We start from the raw sequence: 17202 nt of genomic DNA, 5'->3' as shown, positions 1-17202 counted from the left end.
AAGCGAGCTTCCATCTTTCCCTCGATGTGCCCGCTTGTTTCGCTATGATTCTGTTTTGTTATTCCGCTGCGCTCTTTCCAATCACAAACGCGTACGCCCGTCCCGGCTGCGGATTCAATTCTTTATAGACGCTGTCCACCTCGGTAAAATCATGCACCGGTACATAGATTACATCTTCCCAGGTCAGCTCCGGATTGTGACAGACGAGGAAGTCCTCAACCGCGATCCGGTGATCATGAACGCCGACGATCGTGATATGATAGGACGTTTCATCTAATTCATTCCAGCCTTCCAATAAGCCACCCTGCGGCAGCGGATCTTTATACAGAAACAACAGATATTCCGAACCGTCGCGGCCGCCGTAATAGAAAGAATGTCCGATGAATGTTTTTCCATCCTGCGCTTTGTAGAGAAGCACGATGCGCTCAAATTCATCCAGACTGGTTTTGACTCTAAACGTTTCAATCATTGTTCATCACCTCTTGATTTCAGTATAAATAGCCTGCCCCAAAAGCTCAACTATGATTTTTCAGGTTTACTAAACCTTCCATATTTTACAGAATGGATTTTTTCCCTTTCATTCTTCTGTATTTCAAAGATCGCTTCCCTTTTACAAATTTCGTTGGTAAGATGGAAGCAGGAATTTGTGTGATTTACGAAAAAAAGTGTGGCTTGCCTTATCATTCAGAGAGAAAGTTAAAGGTGAAAGCATGAAAAAGAATATCCTAATACGCCGAAGTTCGATAATATTCATCCTTTTCCTGAGCCTGCTTGCGCTGTACCGGACGGCAAATATCCATGTCATTCAGGAACGGACGAGCGATCATCCCTGTTACTGGTTGTCCGTTCAGAATTCACCGCTTCTATTTCCAAATTTCAACAGGCAGTTTCAGGCCGAGGATGATATGACCTTTCTCAGCATGGACATCAAAACCCGTGAGTTCCTTCCTGGACTGGCTCTCTTTTCTTCACCTTGGGGGATCGTGGGGGATTACTGGGTTCGGCTGAATCCAAAGGGTCCGAGTTATCCGCTGACCGTGCTGGAACAGCATCGCGATCACCAGCCGCTCAGCTGTCAATTCGCACTCACGTCCGATCTTAACCGCACGTTGATGCAAGAAGAAAACGGCGTTCTCTGGTTTGAACAAGACGAACCGGTTAACAATTCTCAGTCTGAAGTTCGATTCGATCGAATCTGGACGCTTCAGACACGCACCTATGAAATTCAGATCTCTGCCTCTGATTTCCTGATCGAACGGATTCAGCCGACCGTTGAGAAAACTTTTCGTCACCTGATCGAAACTCAGACAAAATAAGCGAAATTCTGATTTTAGTTACGCTTTTAGAAAGTGAGAATACCTTATGAAAAAACATCGCCTCCTTCTCACCATTCTGCTGATCCTGCTTTTGTTAGTCGGCGGTCTGATCTACCGCAACGACAATATCCGGGTTCTGAATTCCATGGAAAATCCGGCCTGCACCGGCCTCCAGGTTCGCAGCGCCCCTTTCCTGTTCATTGATACTCAGCGGCAATTTCAGGCTGGCGAGGAGATGAAGGTGATTGAAACCCTGATCTGGGCAGAAAATTTTACGCCTGTCTTAGCCCTGCCTTCCGCTGCCACCGCCAGCTATACCACCTACCAAATTCTGCGGGAATCCGGTGAACCTGTGCTTTTCTATGTGAATGAACAAAAGCGTGATCAAGCTTGCGGTCTGTCCACGATTTTCAGCGGTCCCAGTGAAACGCTCCATGAATCTGACGGTGTAAAATGGACGGAACAAACCATGGCGGTTTCAGATTCCGCTTCATCCGGCTATTCTGCATCTGTGATCTGGACGATCAGGAGTAACGACCGTTTGATCGTCATTGAGCTGCCCGACATTCTGCGCGATCTGATAAAACCCGCAGCTGAGGAAACATTTCTAAAATTAGCGGTCTGATTATTTCCCGGGAAAGTGCTTGGTTCAAGTTCTCTGACTCTGATTTATGGAATTCAAATAACCGCCGTCCTCAGCACATGTCCGGGAAATACAAAGAAGACAACGACTTCGTTCATAAGGGGGAATTTTGATGTTCACTTCTGCTCGCAGCGCCCAAGTTGCCGTCAACGGCGATACGATGAATTATCTAGTCTTTGGAAAAGGTCCAAAAACACTGGTCATTCTGCCCGGATTAGGCGATGGACTGACCCCGGTTCATGGTCAGTTTCAGGCATTCGCTTTTGCGTTCAGCTATCGGCGGATTGCCCGGCATTTTAAAGTTTATTTGTTCAGCCGCCGCAATACGCTGCCCCCAATCTATTCCACGCGGCAGATGGCTGCCGATCAGGCGCTTGCCATGAAAGCTTTAGGCATTAAAGCCGCCGCCATTCTGGGCGTGTCGCAGGGTGGGATGATCGCCCAGTACCTCGCGATTGATTATCCAAAGCTTGTCAGCCGCCTTGTTTTGGCCCTCACCACAGCACAGCCCGGACAAACAACCCGCGCCACCCTCCAAAGCTGGATCCACATGGCAAAACAGTCGGATTATTCCGGTTTGATGACGGATACGGCTGAAAAGTCTTACTCCGACGCCTATCTCAAAAAATACCGCCGGCTCCTCCCTCTGCTCAGCCGATGGGGGAAACCCCAAACCTTCGACCGGTTTCTCACGCAGGCTCAGGCTTGTCTTGATCATGACGCGCTGGAAGAAATCCATCGGATCTTTTGCCCGGTCTTCGTGATCGGAGGCGAGTGTGATCACATCGTTGGTGTTCAGGCTTCCCGCGATCTGGCTGAAAAGCTGAACACGGCATCTCTTTTAATTTATCCGGGCTTGGGTCATGCCGCCTATGAGGAAGCCGGTGATTTTCAACAACGGATCCTTGATTTCTTATCTCAGGCATAACGATCTGCCAAGGTTGTCCCCTGCGATCATCATAGTCTGGCGGTGCATCAGTGCAAAAGAAAGACTCCCCCTCATGCGGATTTCTGTCAATCCGGTTGAGCGAGAGTCTTTTATACTGCTTTCAATTCTTGATTCTAAACTGATTCCCTTGACAGTCCGCTTAATAAGCCAGCGTGGTGCCCCACTGTTCTTTATCCAGTCCGGACCAGACGATCACATGTCCCATGCCCTGACGCTCGTTGATCAGCACGACGTCAGACGGTCCCATGTAATCCTCATGCGCGATCATCACGGTGAACTGATCGGCGCCCTTCTGGATCACCCAGCCTTCCGCGACCGATTTCGCAAACGGACGATCCTGCCGGCTGACCAGACTGACCGGAGCCGGCACCGCGAAGCACGGCGCTTTTTCCCCTTTCGGGTTGAGTGAGAAAATCGTTGTGATCGAAGTGAAACCCGCTTCGTTCAGCTCGGTTTCCAACATGACCGACGGCGTCGTCGTATTGTAATGCAGCGACAGCCGCGTGTCCGTCAGCCGGACTTCAGCCTGCTCCGCCAGCGTCAGCACTTCGCAGTCGCTGTTGTTCAGCGTCAGTCCCGCCGTCTGCCCTTTTAATGTAACCTGAGCGTCCGGCGAGAAATGCCAGCGCTGCACAATTTTATGCTTATCCTGCGGGTTGGCATAAATCTCGTCATGCACAAGAATCAGATCTTCCCGCAGCCAGACCACCTTCCGGCTGAGCACCGCGCTGCCGGTTTCCAAATCCATGTAGCCTAACGCCGCCCCCTGCGCCAGCCGGAAGCTGCCGGCTTGACTCATCTGTGTGTTCAGCGACCAGGAGCGCTTATGATATCCCCAGGAACGCTTGCAGCGAATTGACGGCTGATTGTCCAGCTCGATGACATTGTGCGCCTTCGGGCCTTTAAACTCATACCGTTCCGGCTTATCAACATACGTCAGCCGGCCGCTGTCGCGCACGATATCCTCGCCGCGGTAAAACAGATCGACATGCAGCTTGTCCTCATGGGCATGCCCGCCGCCATGGACGCCGTTGGTGAAATGCAGCCACGTTTGATCCGCGGAATCATCGCTGTGCCAGAAAATATGTCCGCTGTCCGGGAAGATAACGCTGCGCTTGCCGGAGGGCATGGACGGCATGGAAGCATACGCCTTCGCCGCTTCCACCCCCAGATCAAACACACAGTCAAAATCAAACTCCGGATACCCGGCGGCTTTCCAGGCTGGATTGTTGAAGCTGACAGCTGCTTTGGTAATGATGTCGCGCACGTCAATATCATCGCTGTCGCCCATCGCCATTTCAATCCCATCCGGTTTGCGGTGTTCGACGCAGAAGTCGATCATTTTCGCCAGCCGTTCATTATATCCAAAAGGCAGCTCGATGCCGTTGCGGTCGGCCAGAATCTTCACTTCCAGAAAATCCTGCGCGACCTCGTTGTGATACATCGTCGATTGTTCCCAATGCACGCCGTCCGGATACACCTGCCGCTGCAGCTGCAGATCCAGCCGGCACAGCGCTTCCCTGCGCATTTCCTCACTGAATGGATGTTCCGGCATCAACAAGGCTGCCGTAAACAAGCCGTGGTTTTCCAGCACGCCCCAGTTGGAAATGATCTTCGTGCTGTTCCAGACTTCGGCGATGAACTTTTCCTGCTCGAGGATTGATTCCTCAAACAACGAACAGAAACTGTCGGTCAGCGCCGGACTGTCGCGAAACAGACAGAAAGCCTTGATCCACAGATTCATCCGGATTCCCGTTTCCAATGTCCGGCAGGCGTTGGCGCAGTCCGGATCGCGCAGGTTGATCTGGCAGATCCAGCTCTTGCATTGTTTGACGAACGCCTCGGCGTATTTCTCATCGCCGGTCAGCACATACGCCTGTCCCATCGTGATCCAGAAATGATGGCGGTTAAACGCAAAGATCCATTCCGGGTCATCCGCCGGCTGATGCAGCCAGTTGATTTCCTTTTCAAACACGACCGGAATTTCCGTGTATTCCATATCCCAGCGCAGATCGAAACGGAAGCTCTGTGCGCAGGCTTCGTCCGCCCGGGCGATGATCTTGTCAATCTGATCCTGCGCGCAATGGGTTAGAACATAGTCCTTCACCGCCGCGGTGTCATTGACAAAAAATTGTTTCTTCTGTGCAAAAAATTCGCTTTTCTTCATGCTTTGCTCCTTACCAATACCGGTTCCAGTCCGTCACCATCCGCGTCAGGGCTTCCATATAATAGTAGTCGCCCCAGCTGCAGCACTCGTCAACACCCTTATTGCGGCAGGTGTTGGTCGGCGTGTGGCGGTTATAGGTGCTGTGAAGCAGGATGCCGTTGGTCGAATCCCAATCCTTAACCTCATAGTTGTCGATCAATGATTTCATCATCTGATACGCAAGTCTCGTATAGTATTCCGCTTCTTCTTTGTCCAGCACTTTCGCCGCTTCCAGAAAGCCGCAGATCACGATCGCCGCTGAAGAGGAATCGCGCGGTTCACTGCTTCCGTCGGTAAAATCGAAGTCCCAGAACGGAACCAGATCCTTCGGCAGATGGCGCAGATAGTAATCGCTGATGTGGCGGAACAGCTCCAGGTATTCCGGATCCTGCGTGTATTGATAGCTCAGAATCGTACCGTAAACGCCCCAGGCCTGCCCGCGCGCCCATGCGGAATTATCGCGGTTGCCCTGATGCGTCACGCCCTTGAGCGGCAGGCCGGTTTCCGGATCGAAGAAATACGTGTGGATCGTTGAGTAATCCTCACGCACGACGCACTTCATCGCCGTGCGGATATGCTTATGCGCGATGTCCGCAAACTTCGGATCACCGGTCACTTCGCTCGCCCAGTACAACAGCGGCAGGTTTAACAGACAGTCGATGATCAGCCGGTAGCTGTCCTTATCGCCCATCTCGCCCCAGGCCTGAATGAATTCGCCTTTTTCCTGAAAGCGGGTGATCAGCTTCTCCGCCGCCATGATCGCCGCTTTCTTCGCCGTTTCATCACCGGTCAGCTTGTAGCCCGCGACGCAGGACAGAGAATACAGGAAGCCGAGATCGTGATGATCGACGCTGAATTCCTCATTGATCCGCTTGTAGAAGTCCTCCACCTGAATCAGTGCGGCATACTTGAAGATGTTCTTTTTCGTGTGTTCATAGGCCAGCCAGATTTCGCCGGTCCAGAAGCCATTGGTCCAGTCCTTATTGATGATCGGCTGGTAGAATAAATCGTTGCTGCTGGCAGCCTGATATTGATACGTGAACGCAGGCAGGTTTTTTTCTACCTGAGCGCAGGCACGGTCCAGCGCGGCGGTGATTTCTGCTTTTGCCGCCAGGGGTTTATCTAAAAATTGAATACGGTCCATGAACGGGAAACCTCTCTTTCTTCTCTGTCTTGAGTTTATCATCATTTTTCGCTATGATAAATAGGAAGGTTAAGGTTTTTTTGTATAAATTAAAGAAAGAAGGAAGGGAAATGCAGGATTTCAGCGTGACGTTCCGCTATGCAATTCAACGGGAATGTACTTTAGAATGGCGGGTGAAGCGGGATCGCATCGACTACAACAACCTTGTGTTCATATTAAAGGGAAAAGCATTGTATAAAATTGACGATAACGAACAGGTTCTGACAGAAAATCAGGTGCTTTTAATCCCGGCGGGCAGTCTGCGGGAGGCGGAGCGGTTTGCGGAGGAGCCGCTGACGCTGCAATCCTTTGATTTCTTCGCCGATCAGCCGCTGCCGGCCTTGCCTCAGCCGGTTCTGACCCTGGATTCGCTTGATTTCTATCTGCCGTTATTTCAGGATTTCAACCGGCACTGGCTGACGGAAAAGCCGTTATCCCGGCTGCATTGCAAAGCGGTGTTCTATCAGATTCTGGACGAGCTGTACCAGACAGCCTGGGCGCAGCAGGAGAATCCGCATGTCCGGCAGATGAAAAGCTACATCGAATCGCATCTGACGCAGACCATCACGATGGAGGATCTGGCATGGGTCACCGGCTTGAACGTCGTGTACTGCGGGGCGTTGTTCAAACAGGAAACCGGCGTCACGGCGCTACGCTACTGGCGGACGCTTCAAATCCGCAAAGCGGCCCAGCTGCTGCGGGAACCGGATATCTCGGTCAGCGAAGCGGCATGGCAGTCCGGCTTTGATGATCTGTTTTATTTCTCCAAATTATTTAAAGAGATTCAAGGCGTATCGCCGAAGGTGTATCAGCGGCGGCATCCCTTATAAATCCTTATCGGTAATAGTTAACTCAATCCGCGTCCTCGTACAGTGCTTCAATATAGAAGCTGACTGGACGGAAACCGTCGTTGCAGGAGATCATGGCGGAGCGCGGATTTTTCATCCAGCCTTCATAAAGATTTTCCCCGCCGTGGGCCAGCGTCATCACAAACGGGGACAGACTCGACCAGGCGCTGTCGCACAAGCCTTCCGGTTTCATCCAGCCGTTGGCGATAAAGACCTGCCCTTCCCGCAGATCGCAGGCGTGCAGCATCGGATTTTCATAGCGCGCCATCAAGTCGGTATGTTCCGTCACTTTCACTACGGTAATTCTGCATTTTTTCATAACTTCTCCCGCTCCTTCCTTGTTTTCATTGCAGCACCGGCTTAAGAACCGGGGACCGGAAGGATTTCCAGCTTTCGCTTTCAATCCTCTGCCGGATGAATCAGTGAGCTGTGCCTGGGGCTGCTTCAATGCATCCTGCCTGGATTTATTCTGTACGAACCTTTCCGCTGAAGATCAAAAAACCTTGTCTTTGCGGCAAGGATTCGTTGTCTATGATGCAATGTTTATCACAACTTCATTTCAGCCCCCGATCGCAATGCCTGTCGGCGGGCTCGGATCCTCTGCCGCCCCGCTTTCCGATCAAGTTCGCCATCGCTATTGGGGACTTTGATGTTGATTGCGGATCTCGTTGATTTCATCAATATCGTCGAAGCATTGGGAATCAAAGAACTCCTTGAGCGAAAGATTCAGCGCCAGACAGATACTGTAAATCGTCGGCATATACAGCGTTTCCTGATCCTTCGACATAAAGCTGGAAATCGTGCTGTTGCCGCAGGCCTTCTGACTCAGCGTGCTTGGATTCAGATCATATTCCCCGCATAATTCTTTAATTCTGATGCGTAATGCTTCACTAAATTTCATCGTTATAGTCCATCCTCTAAATTGTCGAATAACTCGCTGTCGAAGAATTGACTGAACGACATATTGAACGCGCCCAAGATCTTACAACACGTATGAAGCGTCAGATATTTATCCGGCTCCCGTTTATAATTGTAAAATGTATTTTTACTGACTCCGCTGACCTTGGCCAATTCATAATAAGTCCAGCCGCGTTGTGCGCGGAGTTCGTCGATTCTCTTAAGCGTCGCTTCGTTCAATTTCATGCCATCGCTACCTTTGTATCAACACTGAATTAGTCAATAACTTCCAATTCCTGCTTTTATTATAACTAGCTGCATGATAAAATTGGTTTGGAGGTTATGTGCTAACATTATGATAAACAAAGGTATTCCCGACGTCGGTTCCACCGTCCGTCAACTCCGGATCGACAAAGGCATGACAATCGAAGCCCTTTCCCGCATAACTAAAATTAAAATTGAAGAACTGACTTGCCTGGAACAAGGCGGAAACTGCCCGGTTCCCGATTATTTCGTAATCCTGACGGCACTGGGTTATGATTGGGACCAGATCGTCGACCTCCTGCAGCGCGGTCAGGCCCGCTTCACCTGAATTCCTGCCACAGAAAGCTGCCGATTCCCAGGTTGGAACACCTTGCGCAACAGAAAAGAAAAGAGGATGATCCGCTTCGGTTTTCCTTGACTTAGATTTCGGCATGGAAAGAAATCTGCGATTTCCGATATGATTCCGGATTTCTCATTTCTTATTTCCGTCCCGTCATCGCCAAGGAAGCGAAGCGCAATCATCCCGTGACCGTTCAGCTTAAATGCCTAAAAACTGGTAAAAACCAAATAAAGGAAAAGTACCTGATAAAACAGATAAGTAAATTAAATTCATCCCTGATTACTCCTCTCTTTTCAAGTACTTGATATAAAAATTATATTATCGGAACTCACTTTAAACAAGGAAACACGCTTAATAAAGATCGCTGGAAACTCGGCGCTGCCCTGCGGCGTTTTGATAAAATTTACAGTAAAGGAGAGCGAATGAAACAGATCAACGCTTTAATACGGATAACCCGTCTGAAAAAAGGAATTAAAGCGGCGGCGTTAGCCCATGAATGCCATATCACAGCCAGTTATTTAAGCCAGATCGAATCGGGAAAGGAGGTCGATCCGGCAATCACCTCGGCAATTCTGCGTCAGCTGGGGATTGGAATCAAGAAGAATAACAAACAGATTCAGAAATTTGACAAGCTGATGGATGATCTGATCACGGCGGCGGCTTTTTACGATGCAGTCACGATGAACACACTGTTCGATCAACTATCCCAATCGGAATCCAGCCTTATGGAATCTGAGCTGGCGCTGAAATTCACGCTGGCTGCCTTTATCACGCACGTCGTCAATAAAAATTATGCACAGATCAAAGAAACGCGGGATATCCTGAAGCAATGTGTAAAGCTGTTGACTCCCGAACTGCTTCAACTTTATTATCTGTATCTGGGAATGTCTTTTGCGGATGTCCGCGGCGATCTGTTTAAGGAATACACGCTGAAAGCGCTGAGCATGAAAGAAAAAGAATCCGTAACTTCGATTGCGCACTACAATCTGGCTATCTGCTATGCCCGGGAAAACAACCACTTTCTGGCGGACAAGTACAATCTGAAAGCCCAGCGCTCATTTCTGGATGAACAGAATTACCTCCGGCTGATTTTCAGCAAGTCTTTTGAAGCCGTTCTGTATTCTGAAAATGGAATGTTTGAGGAAGCGTTGGAAATTTCCACTTCCATTCTGGATCAGACGATCATAAAGATTCCCGAATTTCAGCGGAAACAGGTGCTCCAGAATATTCTTTTTACCTGCATTCTGGCGAAAAAATATGAAGAAGTTCAACGCTATTGCATTCGGTATGCAGCCTCTGTCGAACTGACTGATTTTCACCGCGCCATGCAAGCCTGGGCTTTATATAAATTAAATCAGATGGAGGAAGCAGCGGCGCTGATTAAAACCTGCCATCAGGACAAAACCAATCCTTTTTCCTCGCAGTTTATCACGATCGTCAATCTGACGCTGGCGCAGGAGGAAGTCGAATTGCAGCATCAGCTGATCCAATTCCAGAAATTTGCGCTGAAGCTGGGCGACGATTTATCCGCCAAATTCATCACTGAATTGTTATGTGAATCCTATCTTCGCAAAAACAATTATTCCAAGGCTATTTACTATCAGAATCTGGTTGACCGCAAAAAATAAACGCGGTCATTTCCGTGAGAAAGGGGACAATTATGCTTGAAGGGGTACAGGAGCTGTTTGAACAGCTGGCGAAGGATAATCAGGTGAGCGTAGAGGATATTCAATCCGATTTACAGAAACGGATTGACACGGCATGGGCGGATCAAAATGAATCCTCCGCAGTGCTGCGCCGGTTTTTCAAAGACAAGAAACCGACCGCTGTTTTTTTCCTGTTTGCTTTTGATCAAATCCAGAAAATGAATGATCAGATTCAGGAAATCATCGAAGAAGTTTATCTGACTGAAATGAAGGCTGGCGGGAAGTCCTCAGTCGAGGTGACCGGAGAGCTGGATGCCGATCAAATCCAAGATCCGATCGAGACCTTTCTGGCTATTTTAAATTGTCTTCAAAGCAATGCGCTGATCATCGAAACAATTCGTCAGATGGACTGTCTACCACAGGAAAAGGATTGAACTTTCCAATCGTTCAATCCTTTTTTTGAGTTTGTTTGTCAGCAACGATCACGATCAGCTTTTCAAGGGGGTAAAGCGCTTTTTGCCAAGCGCTTTCCCTTTGTTCATGTTTCTCTTTTTGATTTCAAGCTTCATTTCCGGGGGGATTTCCAGGCAAGGATGCTGCTGACCCGCCTTATTAATTATCCTCTGTTTCCGCACTCTGTCTTATGCTTCAAAAAGTTCTGGATTGTCTGACAACCTTGGAACATAAAAAAGGGCTGACTTTTGTTCAGCCCCTTTTCCTCACTTTCAAATTCAGTTGTTCACGCTTTTAGAGAAAGTGTGTGAGGTTTCTTAAAATCCTTATTTCGCCTGATCTAAGCACTCAGTAACGCCTTTGATGACCGCGTTAGAAGAGTTGGTAGCGCCGGAAACCGTATCGACTTCCGCAGAGTTGGCTTCGACGATCGCCGCGCAGATCTTTTCCATCGCGACATCGCCCAGACCTGCAGTTTCGGCCTGTTCCGGAGTTGTGACGCTGGCGATCTTGCCGCCTTCAATCTTAACTTCGACAGTAACGTCGCCGTTGTTGCCCTTCTGTGTGGAGGTGTATGTGCCATCTTTGTAGCCAGCAGCGTCGCCGCCCTTATCCTTGCTTCCGCAAGCGCTCATGGACAGAACCATCATGCCAGCCAGAGCCAGTGCTAAAAACTTTTTCATGGTTATTTCTTTCTCCTTCCAAAAATATCGAACATTGTCGATGGTTTAATCATATCAACACCCGTTTCCAATGTCAATTCCTGAACGCTTCGTTCTTGTGAAAAATCGCTTTAAATTAAAGATATCAGCGGCTTACAGGTCGTCCTTGAGGGCGGAAGCCTTCGCATAAGCGCTGGAGCGGGCTTCGAAGAAATCGGTTTTGATCAGATTGGCATTGGCATACTGACTGACCCATTTCATCGACGCCGGTTCTTCCTCTTCGCCCGGATAAAGAATTTCCAGATGAATTGCCCGGGCGCGCAGGTTGCCGAGATAGCGGATGTAATCGCGGATCATCGTTTTGTTCAGCCCCGGGATCTCATCGCCCAGAATTGCGCAGCCCCATGCGATCTCCTCTTCGACGCCCTGTTTCAGCATATCCCGGTAAAGCTGTTCCAGTTGCGGCGTGAACAGCTGCGGCTCCTCCTTGCGCAGCTGTAGAATCATGCTGCGAAACAGCCACAGGTGGGTATTTTCATCGCGATTGATGTAACGGATTTCCTGCACTGAGCCGGGCATCAGTCCCATCCGGCCGAGATTGTAAAAAAACATGAATCCCGAGTAAAAGTAAATTCCTTCAAGAATGTAATTGGCGATCAGCGTCTTCATCAGCTGCACCGGCGTGCGTTGTTCCATGAACTCATTATACAGCCCTCCGATAAATTCATTGCGCTTCAATAGCCGCGGGTCGTTTTTCCATTGGTACAGGATCTCTGTGCGTTGATCCGGCGAACAGAAGGAATCGAGCATGTAGCTGTAACTCTGGGAATGCACCGCTTCCTGAAAGGCCTGAATCGTCAGGCACAGATTGATTTCGTTGGCCGTGATCACCTCGGCGATGTTGGGCAGGTTGGCTGTCTGGATACTGTCGAGAAAGATCAGAAACGACAGTGTTTTATCAAGTGCGGTCTTCACTGCCGGTTCCAGCTTGGGATAATCCTTGAGATCCTGTCCGAGGTTGATTTCCTCGGGAATCCAGAAATTGTTCATCGCCTGACGATACCAGTCCGATACCCAGCCATATTTCAGCGTGTTGAAATCATTGAGGTTGGTCGTGTTGCCGTTGATCATCCGGCGCTGGCGGACGTCGGTATCGCCCTGGGCGTTAAACAGCGCTTTGCGTTTGAGTTGTTCTGACATCGTGGTTCCTCCCTTGATCTGTGACGGTGGTCTTGAAATGAAGATTGATGTTTTAGAGATGGTCCTGAATTGAAGATTGATTCGTGATGGGATGAGGAAGATTCCGCCAACAGGCAGAGCTGCGCCATTGGACAAACCTTGTCTGATTGGGAATCAGGCGGAACAGGACTCACATTCTTCCACTTCCAGCGACTGGCTGCGGACGTAATAAAGCGTCTTCACGCCTTTCTCCCAAGCCAGAATCATCAGGTTCAACAGATCCCGCAGGGAATAATCGGTCGTAATATAAAGATTGACGGACTGCGCCTGGTCGATATGCCGCTGCCGCACGCCCGCGGCCCGGACAACCCAGGTCTGGTCGATCTGATGAGCTTTCTTGTAATACCAATAGGTTTTTTCATCCAGCTCAGGAGCGACGCGCGCAATGATGCTGCCCTTTTTCTCTTCAAGGAAAAACTTGTTCATGATCGGATCAACGCCCGCGCTGGTGCCGGCAATGACCGAGGTCGAGCTGGTCGGCGCGATTGCGAGCAGCCAGCCGTTGCGTAAACCATCCCGCGCCACTTGATTAGCCAGCAACTGCCAGGCGTCGGAGGTGTAGCCGCGCTTGGTAAAATAAGCGCCGGTTTGCCAGTCGGAGCCTTCAAAATAGGCATACCGGCCTTTTTCCTGAGCCAGCCGCAGACTGGCACGGATCGCATTGTAATTGATTGCTTCAAACAGAGCGTCGGCCGCTTTCAAATGTTCGTCAGACTCGAAGAAGATCGAACGCTTCGCCAGCCAGTGATGCAGGCCGCTGACGCCCAAGCCGATCGCCCGGCTGAGCTTGGCCGTATGCTGCGCTTGGGGCAGCGGGTAGGCGTTGAGATCGATCACATTGTCAAGCGCCCGCACGGTCACTTCGATGACCAATCGCAGTTCTTCTTCATCTTCGGTATTCAGCCGGCCAAGATTAAGGGAGGCGAGGTTGCAGACGACCATCTCTCCAGCTTTTGCCTGTTCGAGGATCACCGTTTCCCCATTGACCTCCGTCAGCCGGGTCTCAATTTCTCCAGCCGGCGCGATGTTCTGTGCGATTTCCGTGCATAAATTGGAACAGTAAATCACACCGCGGTGAGGATTGGGATTCATCGCGTTGACAAGATCGCGGTTAAAGACAAATGGCGTGCCGGTTTCAGCAGCCGATTTCAGAATCAGCCGGACGAGGTCCTTTAATAAGATCACGCGTTTTTCGATCCGCGGATCGGCAATGCATTCCTGATAGCGCTGTTCCCACAACTCGCCAGTGCAATCTTCCAGCGCATAGCCTTTCACCTGCCAAATTTGATGCGGGTCGAGCAAATACCAGTTCTGATCCAGATTTTCCTTTGCCATCCGCCAGAACAGATCCGGATAGCACACTGCCGGGAAGACATCGTGCGCCTTCATGCGATCGTCGCCATTATTGGTTCGGATCTGAAGGAATTCCGGCAGATCCCGATGCCAGCAGTCAAGGTAAACCGCGACGGCCCCCTGACGCACGCCCAGCTGATCAACCGCTACCGCGGTATCATTGACCAGCCGGATCCAGCGCAGCACACCGCCCGCGGCGCCCTGAAATCCCCGGATATCACTGCCGGAAGCGCGGACCTTGCCGAAGTACAGGCCCATGCCGCCGCCCTGTTTGGAGATTTGCGCAAAGCTGTCGAGCGACTTGTAAATTCCCTTCAGAGAATCCGCAACGACGTCGATAAAGCATGAAGCCAGCTGTGCTTTCGGCTTGCGGGCGTTGGCCAGCGTCGGCGTCGCCATCGTGACTTTCAGCTGACTTAAGACATCGTAGATTTTGATCGCCCATTCGACGCGGTTTTTTCCTTCCGGAATCGCCAGATGCATCGCGATCCCCATAAACATCTCCTGCGGCAGTTCCAGAACTTCACCCTGATGATTGCGGATCAGATAGCGTTTGATCAACAATTCCAGACCGCTGGCGTTGAACAGCTGGTCGCGGTCGTAGTCGATCGCCTGTTCCAGCCGGTTTAAATCGTTATAGCTGTAATGCTCGGCTAAGCTCGCGTTGATCAAACCCTGCGATTCCAGATATAACAGCTTCTGGGCCAATGTGCGGATCCCCTGTTGCTGCATCCGCTGGCTGACGGAGCGGCGCAGCTTGATCATCATAAACCGGGCCGCGGCCATTTCCCATTGCGGCGTGTGCGGACTGATCAGCTCGATGCAGGCGCGGATCAGATTGTCAAGCTGCTGGGAGCGTTTCATCTTCTCCTTGGAAAAAGCCTGAACTTTCTGAATCAAAGCGTCAAGCGACATCGCCGGCTGAGGAAAATCACGCTGCAGCTGACGGCAGGCGGCCAAAATTTCCGGATCCGGAATGATCCGGCAAAGCTGATCAATCTGATCGCGCAGCCTGGCATGTTCCTGACGGTACAGGATATAGTGGCGGGCTTCTTCATAACAATCCTGACGCATTAACGCCTGTTCCACCCAGTCCTGAATTTGTTCGACGCTGACCGGGGCCATTTCCGCCGCAGTGCGGATCTGGACTTCTACCTGATCGAGAATGGCTTCCTTCTTCATGTCCGGCAGCGGATGGCCCACGCTGTCAAAAGCCGCGCTCACCGCCCGGCTGATTTTCCGGCGATCATAGGCTTGAACGCTTTGATCTCGTTTGATGATCTCCATTTTGATTCTCCTTTTGCATGATCTCTTGTCCCGGTTTCCGTTTCAAATATTTCCGGGCGTTGGTGTGCTTATTATACAAAAGTTGTCCGCGCAAAGGAAAAGATATGCCCGCGATTTTCGAAGCGGGGCTAAAGGAAAAACAGAAGGTTGGATCGGAGGCAGGGCCGGGAATCGAAAAAGAAGGTTCTATATCTTCTAATTTCATAAATTTTAACGTCGGTGGAAACCAGTGCTTTTTTCTTGAACATAAAAAAAGGGTTCTATAAATTTTCGTGTTGGTGGAAACCAGTGCCTTTTTTATCTTGAACATAAAAAAAGACATAGGTAAGAATTCCCGTTACAATAAAGTTACCACACCATACAGAAAGGAAATCTCACTATGTCCGTTACTTATTTTATCTTATCTGCGCAAAAATTAAAAGACCCGTATCTTCATTTCTCGAATGTTGGCTTCTTTTCCCAATCCATTCGCAGCGTGGATTCCCCTGTCTTTTCCGGTTCGCTTTTCCAGACTTCACCGCCTTTCTGACCTCACGCTTTCACCAGTGACAACGTAAGGCCCACAAGCACAAAACCGTATTCTTTGGCTTTTTTCGCATAAAAAACACCGGGACATTACCCCAGTGTAAATTCAGATTTTACTCTTGTGATCGCCGATTATTTTGTCTCAATCATCAGTTCCTGAAGATTTTCCAGCTCCTGACTGACCCGCTGCGCATTTTCTGCGGCGGGCTGGAACAGTGAATTGTAGCTGAAGATGGAGAAGCCGGCCACATCCGCATGATCGCGCAGCTCCAGAATCTGCCGTTTCAGGATATCGTTGTGCTGCTGCCACTCAAACTTGCCTTCCTTGGCATAATTGTCCACGGTATTGATCTTATAGGCGGCCAGCCCGACGATCAGTTCGGTCGAAGTGCCCTGGGTAAGGTCTTCCCATTGTTTCAGGCATTGATCAAACGGCAGCGTGCCGTGCTCATAGCCGAAATAGATCTGCGGAAGAATGTAGTCGAGATAGCCGTCGTGGCGAACCCATTCCCGGACATCGCCATAAATGCTTTCCACCGAGTATTCCAGATTGCCGGCCGGACTGATGCCGACCTGAATCGTTTCATCAACCTGTTTCACCGTGGCGTAGAGACTGGCCACCATCTCATTGATGTTCTGCCGCCGCCAGTCGCCCAGCGACAGCTCCCCTCCGGTTTGCCGGTATGCCTGATAAGCGGGTCGATCAAAGCTTTCGCTGACACCGTCGGGATAGAAATAATCGTCCAGATGCAAACCGTCGATCGGATAGTTCTGCGCCAGTTCTTTCGCCACCGCGCAGATCAGTTCGCGGACCTCGGGATAGGCGGGATTGAGATACCAGCGCTCGCCTTCCGCAACGATCCGGGTGCCGCGCATCGCGGTGTCGTTAAGCCACTGGCCGATCACGGAGCTGGCAGGAATCTGACTTTCCTGATCGGTGCGGAACGAACGCATCGGATTGATCCATGCCTCGATGTGAAAACCCGCTTCATGGGCCTGCTTGACAAACAGCCCGAACGGATCATAATTCACATTCTGACCGATCTGACCGGCGACATATTGCGCCGCCGGATAGTATTGCGAGGGATAATAGGCATCGGTGAAGGCAGATGCGTGAACGTAGACCGTGTTGAAGTTCATGGTTTTCAAATTTTCCAGCATTGTCTTGACGCCCTGGATGTACTCAGCTTCACTGCGGTTGTCCAGAATTGATGATAATTCGATGTAGGAAATCCAGGCGGCCCGGACTTCGCCCATTTCTCCGGTTTTTTTGTGCGGATGACAGCCGGCAAAGATCAGCAGGATCACGAAGACGGCGATCAGGATTCGTTTTATGTGCATAAACTCGCTCTCCTTCAACCTTACTTTATGCGCGGCCGGGTATCCTTATG

General features: G+C 50.3%; 17 protein-coding genes. 7 read left to right on the top strand and 10 right to left on the bottom strand.

Annotation, left to right across the window (positions count from 1 at the left end; translation table 11 throughout):
• Window positions 1–58: 58 nt before the first annotated feature.
• Complete coding sequence (locus tag I2D94_RS02590) at window positions 59–469, bottom strand: hypothetical protein (RefSeq protein WP_072685149.1); 411 nt, start codon at window positions 467–469, stop codon at window positions 59–61.
• Window positions 470–905: 436 nt separating this feature from the next.
• Here I2D94_RS02590 and I2D94_RS02585 point away from each other — a divergent pair, with 436 nt between their 5' ends.
• The 3 genes from I2D94_RS02585 to I2D94_RS02575 all read left to right on the top strand — a co-directional run bounded on the left by I2D94_RS02585 (window position 906) and on the right by I2D94_RS02575 (window position 2887).
• Window positions 906–1316, top strand: coding sequence for a hypothetical protein (locus I2D94_RS02585; protein ID WP_195395506.1), 411 nt, complete (start codon window positions 906–908; stop codon window positions 1314–1316).
• A 46-nt stretch (window positions 1317–1362) separates the two neighbouring features.
• Complete coding sequence (locus I2D94_RS02580) at window positions 1363–1941, top strand: hypothetical protein (RefSeq protein WP_195395505.1); 579 nt, start codon at window positions 1363–1365, stop codon at window positions 1939–1941.
• A 130-nt stretch (window positions 1942–2071) separates the two neighbouring features.
• The gene (locus I2D94_RS02575; protein WP_195395504.1) at window positions 2072–2887 is read left to right on the top strand and encodes an alpha/beta fold hydrolase; all 816 of its coding nucleotides are present in this window, start codon (window positions 2072–2074) and stop codon (window positions 2885–2887) included.
• Between the two features lie 160 nt (window positions 2888–3047).
• Here the strand turns inward: I2D94_RS02575 and I2D94_RS02570 are convergent, their stop codons facing one another.
• Together I2D94_RS02570 and I2D94_RS02565 are read right to left on the bottom strand one after the other, a co-directional pair.
• A complete protein-coding gene (locus tag I2D94_RS02570) occupies window positions 3048–5075 on the bottom strand; it encodes an alginate lyase family protein (RefSeq protein WP_195395503.1) in 2028 nt (675 codons plus the stop codon).
• Window positions 5076–5085: 10 nt separating this feature from the next.
• Window positions 5086–6258 carry a glycoside hydrolase family 88 protein gene (locus I2D94_RS02565; RefSeq protein WP_195395502.1) on the bottom strand — a complete coding sequence of 391 codons (1173 nt, stop codon included), beginning with the start codon at window positions 6256–6258 and terminating at the stop codon, window positions 5086–5088.
• A 110-nt stretch (window positions 6259–6368) separates the two neighbouring features.
• On the opposite strand from I2D94_RS02565, the gene I2D94_RS02560 reads away from it, so the two are divergent.
• A complete protein-coding gene (locus tag I2D94_RS02560; protein WP_195395501.1) occupies window positions 6369–7127 on the top strand; it encodes an AraC family transcriptional regulator in 759 nt (252 codons plus the stop codon).
• Window positions 7128–7149: 22 nt separating this feature from the next.
• Here I2D94_RS02560 and I2D94_RS02555 read toward each other — a convergent pair whose 3' ends face one another.
• The 3 genes from I2D94_RS02555 to I2D94_RS02545 form a co-directional block, all read right to left on the bottom strand.
• Window positions 7150–7464, bottom strand: a complete 315-nt coding sequence (locus I2D94_RS02555) for a TIGR04076 family protein (RefSeq protein WP_195395500.1) — start codon at window positions 7462–7464, stop codon at window positions 7150–7152.
• 315 nt (window positions 7465–7779) lie between these two features.
• Window positions 7780–8046, bottom strand: coding sequence for a hypothetical protein (locus I2D94_RS02550; RefSeq protein ID WP_072685154.1), 267 nt, complete (start codon window positions 8044–8046; stop codon window positions 7780–7782).
• 2 nt (window positions 8047–8048) lie between these two features.
• Window positions 8049–8288, bottom strand: a complete 240-nt coding sequence (locus I2D94_RS02545; protein WP_072685155.1) for a helix-turn-helix transcriptional regulator — start codon at window positions 8286–8288, stop codon at window positions 8049–8051.
• A gap of 109 nt (window positions 8289–8397) precedes the next feature.
• Between I2D94_RS02545 and I2D94_RS02540 the strand changes: the two genes are divergently transcribed.
• The 3 genes from I2D94_RS02540 to I2D94_RS02530 all read left to right on the top strand — a co-directional run bounded on the left by I2D94_RS02540 (window position 8398) and on the right by I2D94_RS02530 (window position 10726).
• Window positions 8398–8634, top strand: a complete 237-nt coding sequence (locus I2D94_RS02540; protein WP_072685156.1) for a RodZ family helix-turn-helix domain-containing protein — start codon at window positions 8398–8400, stop codon at window positions 8632–8634.
• 434 nt (window positions 8635–9068) lie between these two features.
• On the top strand, window positions 9069–10274 hold the full coding sequence (locus tag I2D94_RS02535; RefSeq protein ID WP_195395499.1) for a helix-turn-helix domain-containing protein: 1206 nt from the start codon (window positions 9069–9071) through the stop codon (window positions 10272–10274).
• Between the two features lie 32 nt (window positions 10275–10306).
• Window positions 10307–10726 (top strand): hypothetical protein, encoded by a 420-nt coding sequence (locus I2D94_RS02530; protein ID WP_072685158.1) that lies wholly within the window; start codon window positions 10307–10309, stop codon window positions 10724–10726.
• A 345-nt stretch (window positions 10727–11071) separates the two neighbouring features.
• Here I2D94_RS02530 and I2D94_RS02525 read toward each other — a convergent pair whose 3' ends face one another.
• The 4 genes from I2D94_RS02525 to I2D94_RS02510 form a co-directional block, all read right to left on the bottom strand.
• Window positions 11072–11428 (bottom strand): FMN-binding protein, encoded by a 357-nt coding sequence (locus I2D94_RS02525; protein ID WP_195395498.1) that lies wholly within the window; start codon window positions 11426–11428, stop codon window positions 11072–11074.
• Window positions 11429–11560: 132 nt separating this feature from the next.
• Window positions 11561–12607, bottom strand: coding sequence for a ribonucleotide-diphosphate reductase subunit beta (locus I2D94_RS02520; protein ID WP_195395497.1), 1047 nt, complete (start codon window positions 12605–12607; stop codon window positions 11561–11563).
• 153 nt (window positions 12608–12760) lie between these two features.
• The gene (locus I2D94_RS02515; RefSeq protein ID WP_195395496.1) at window positions 12761–15286 is read right to left on the bottom strand and encodes a ribonucleoside-diphosphate reductase subunit alpha; all 2526 of its coding nucleotides are present in this window, start codon (window positions 15284–15286) and stop codon (window positions 12761–12763) included.
• Window positions 15287–15943: 657 nt separating this feature from the next.
• Window positions 15944–17152 (bottom strand): glycoside hydrolase family 10 protein, encoded by a 1209-nt coding sequence (locus I2D94_RS02510; RefSeq protein ID WP_195395495.1) that lies wholly within the window; start codon window positions 17150–17152, stop codon window positions 15944–15946.
• Between the last annotated feature and the right edge of the window lie 50 nt (window positions 17153–17202).

The sequence above is a fragment of the Holdemania sp. 1001302B_160321_E10 genome (assembly GCF_015552275.1).
Taxonomy (GTDB): domain Bacteria; phylum Bacillota_I; class Bacilli_A; order Erysipelotrichales; family Erysipelotrichaceae; genus Holdemania.
The sequence above is the reverse complement of the archived record's forward strand: the minus strand, read 5'-3'. Positions and strand labels throughout refer to the sequence as shown.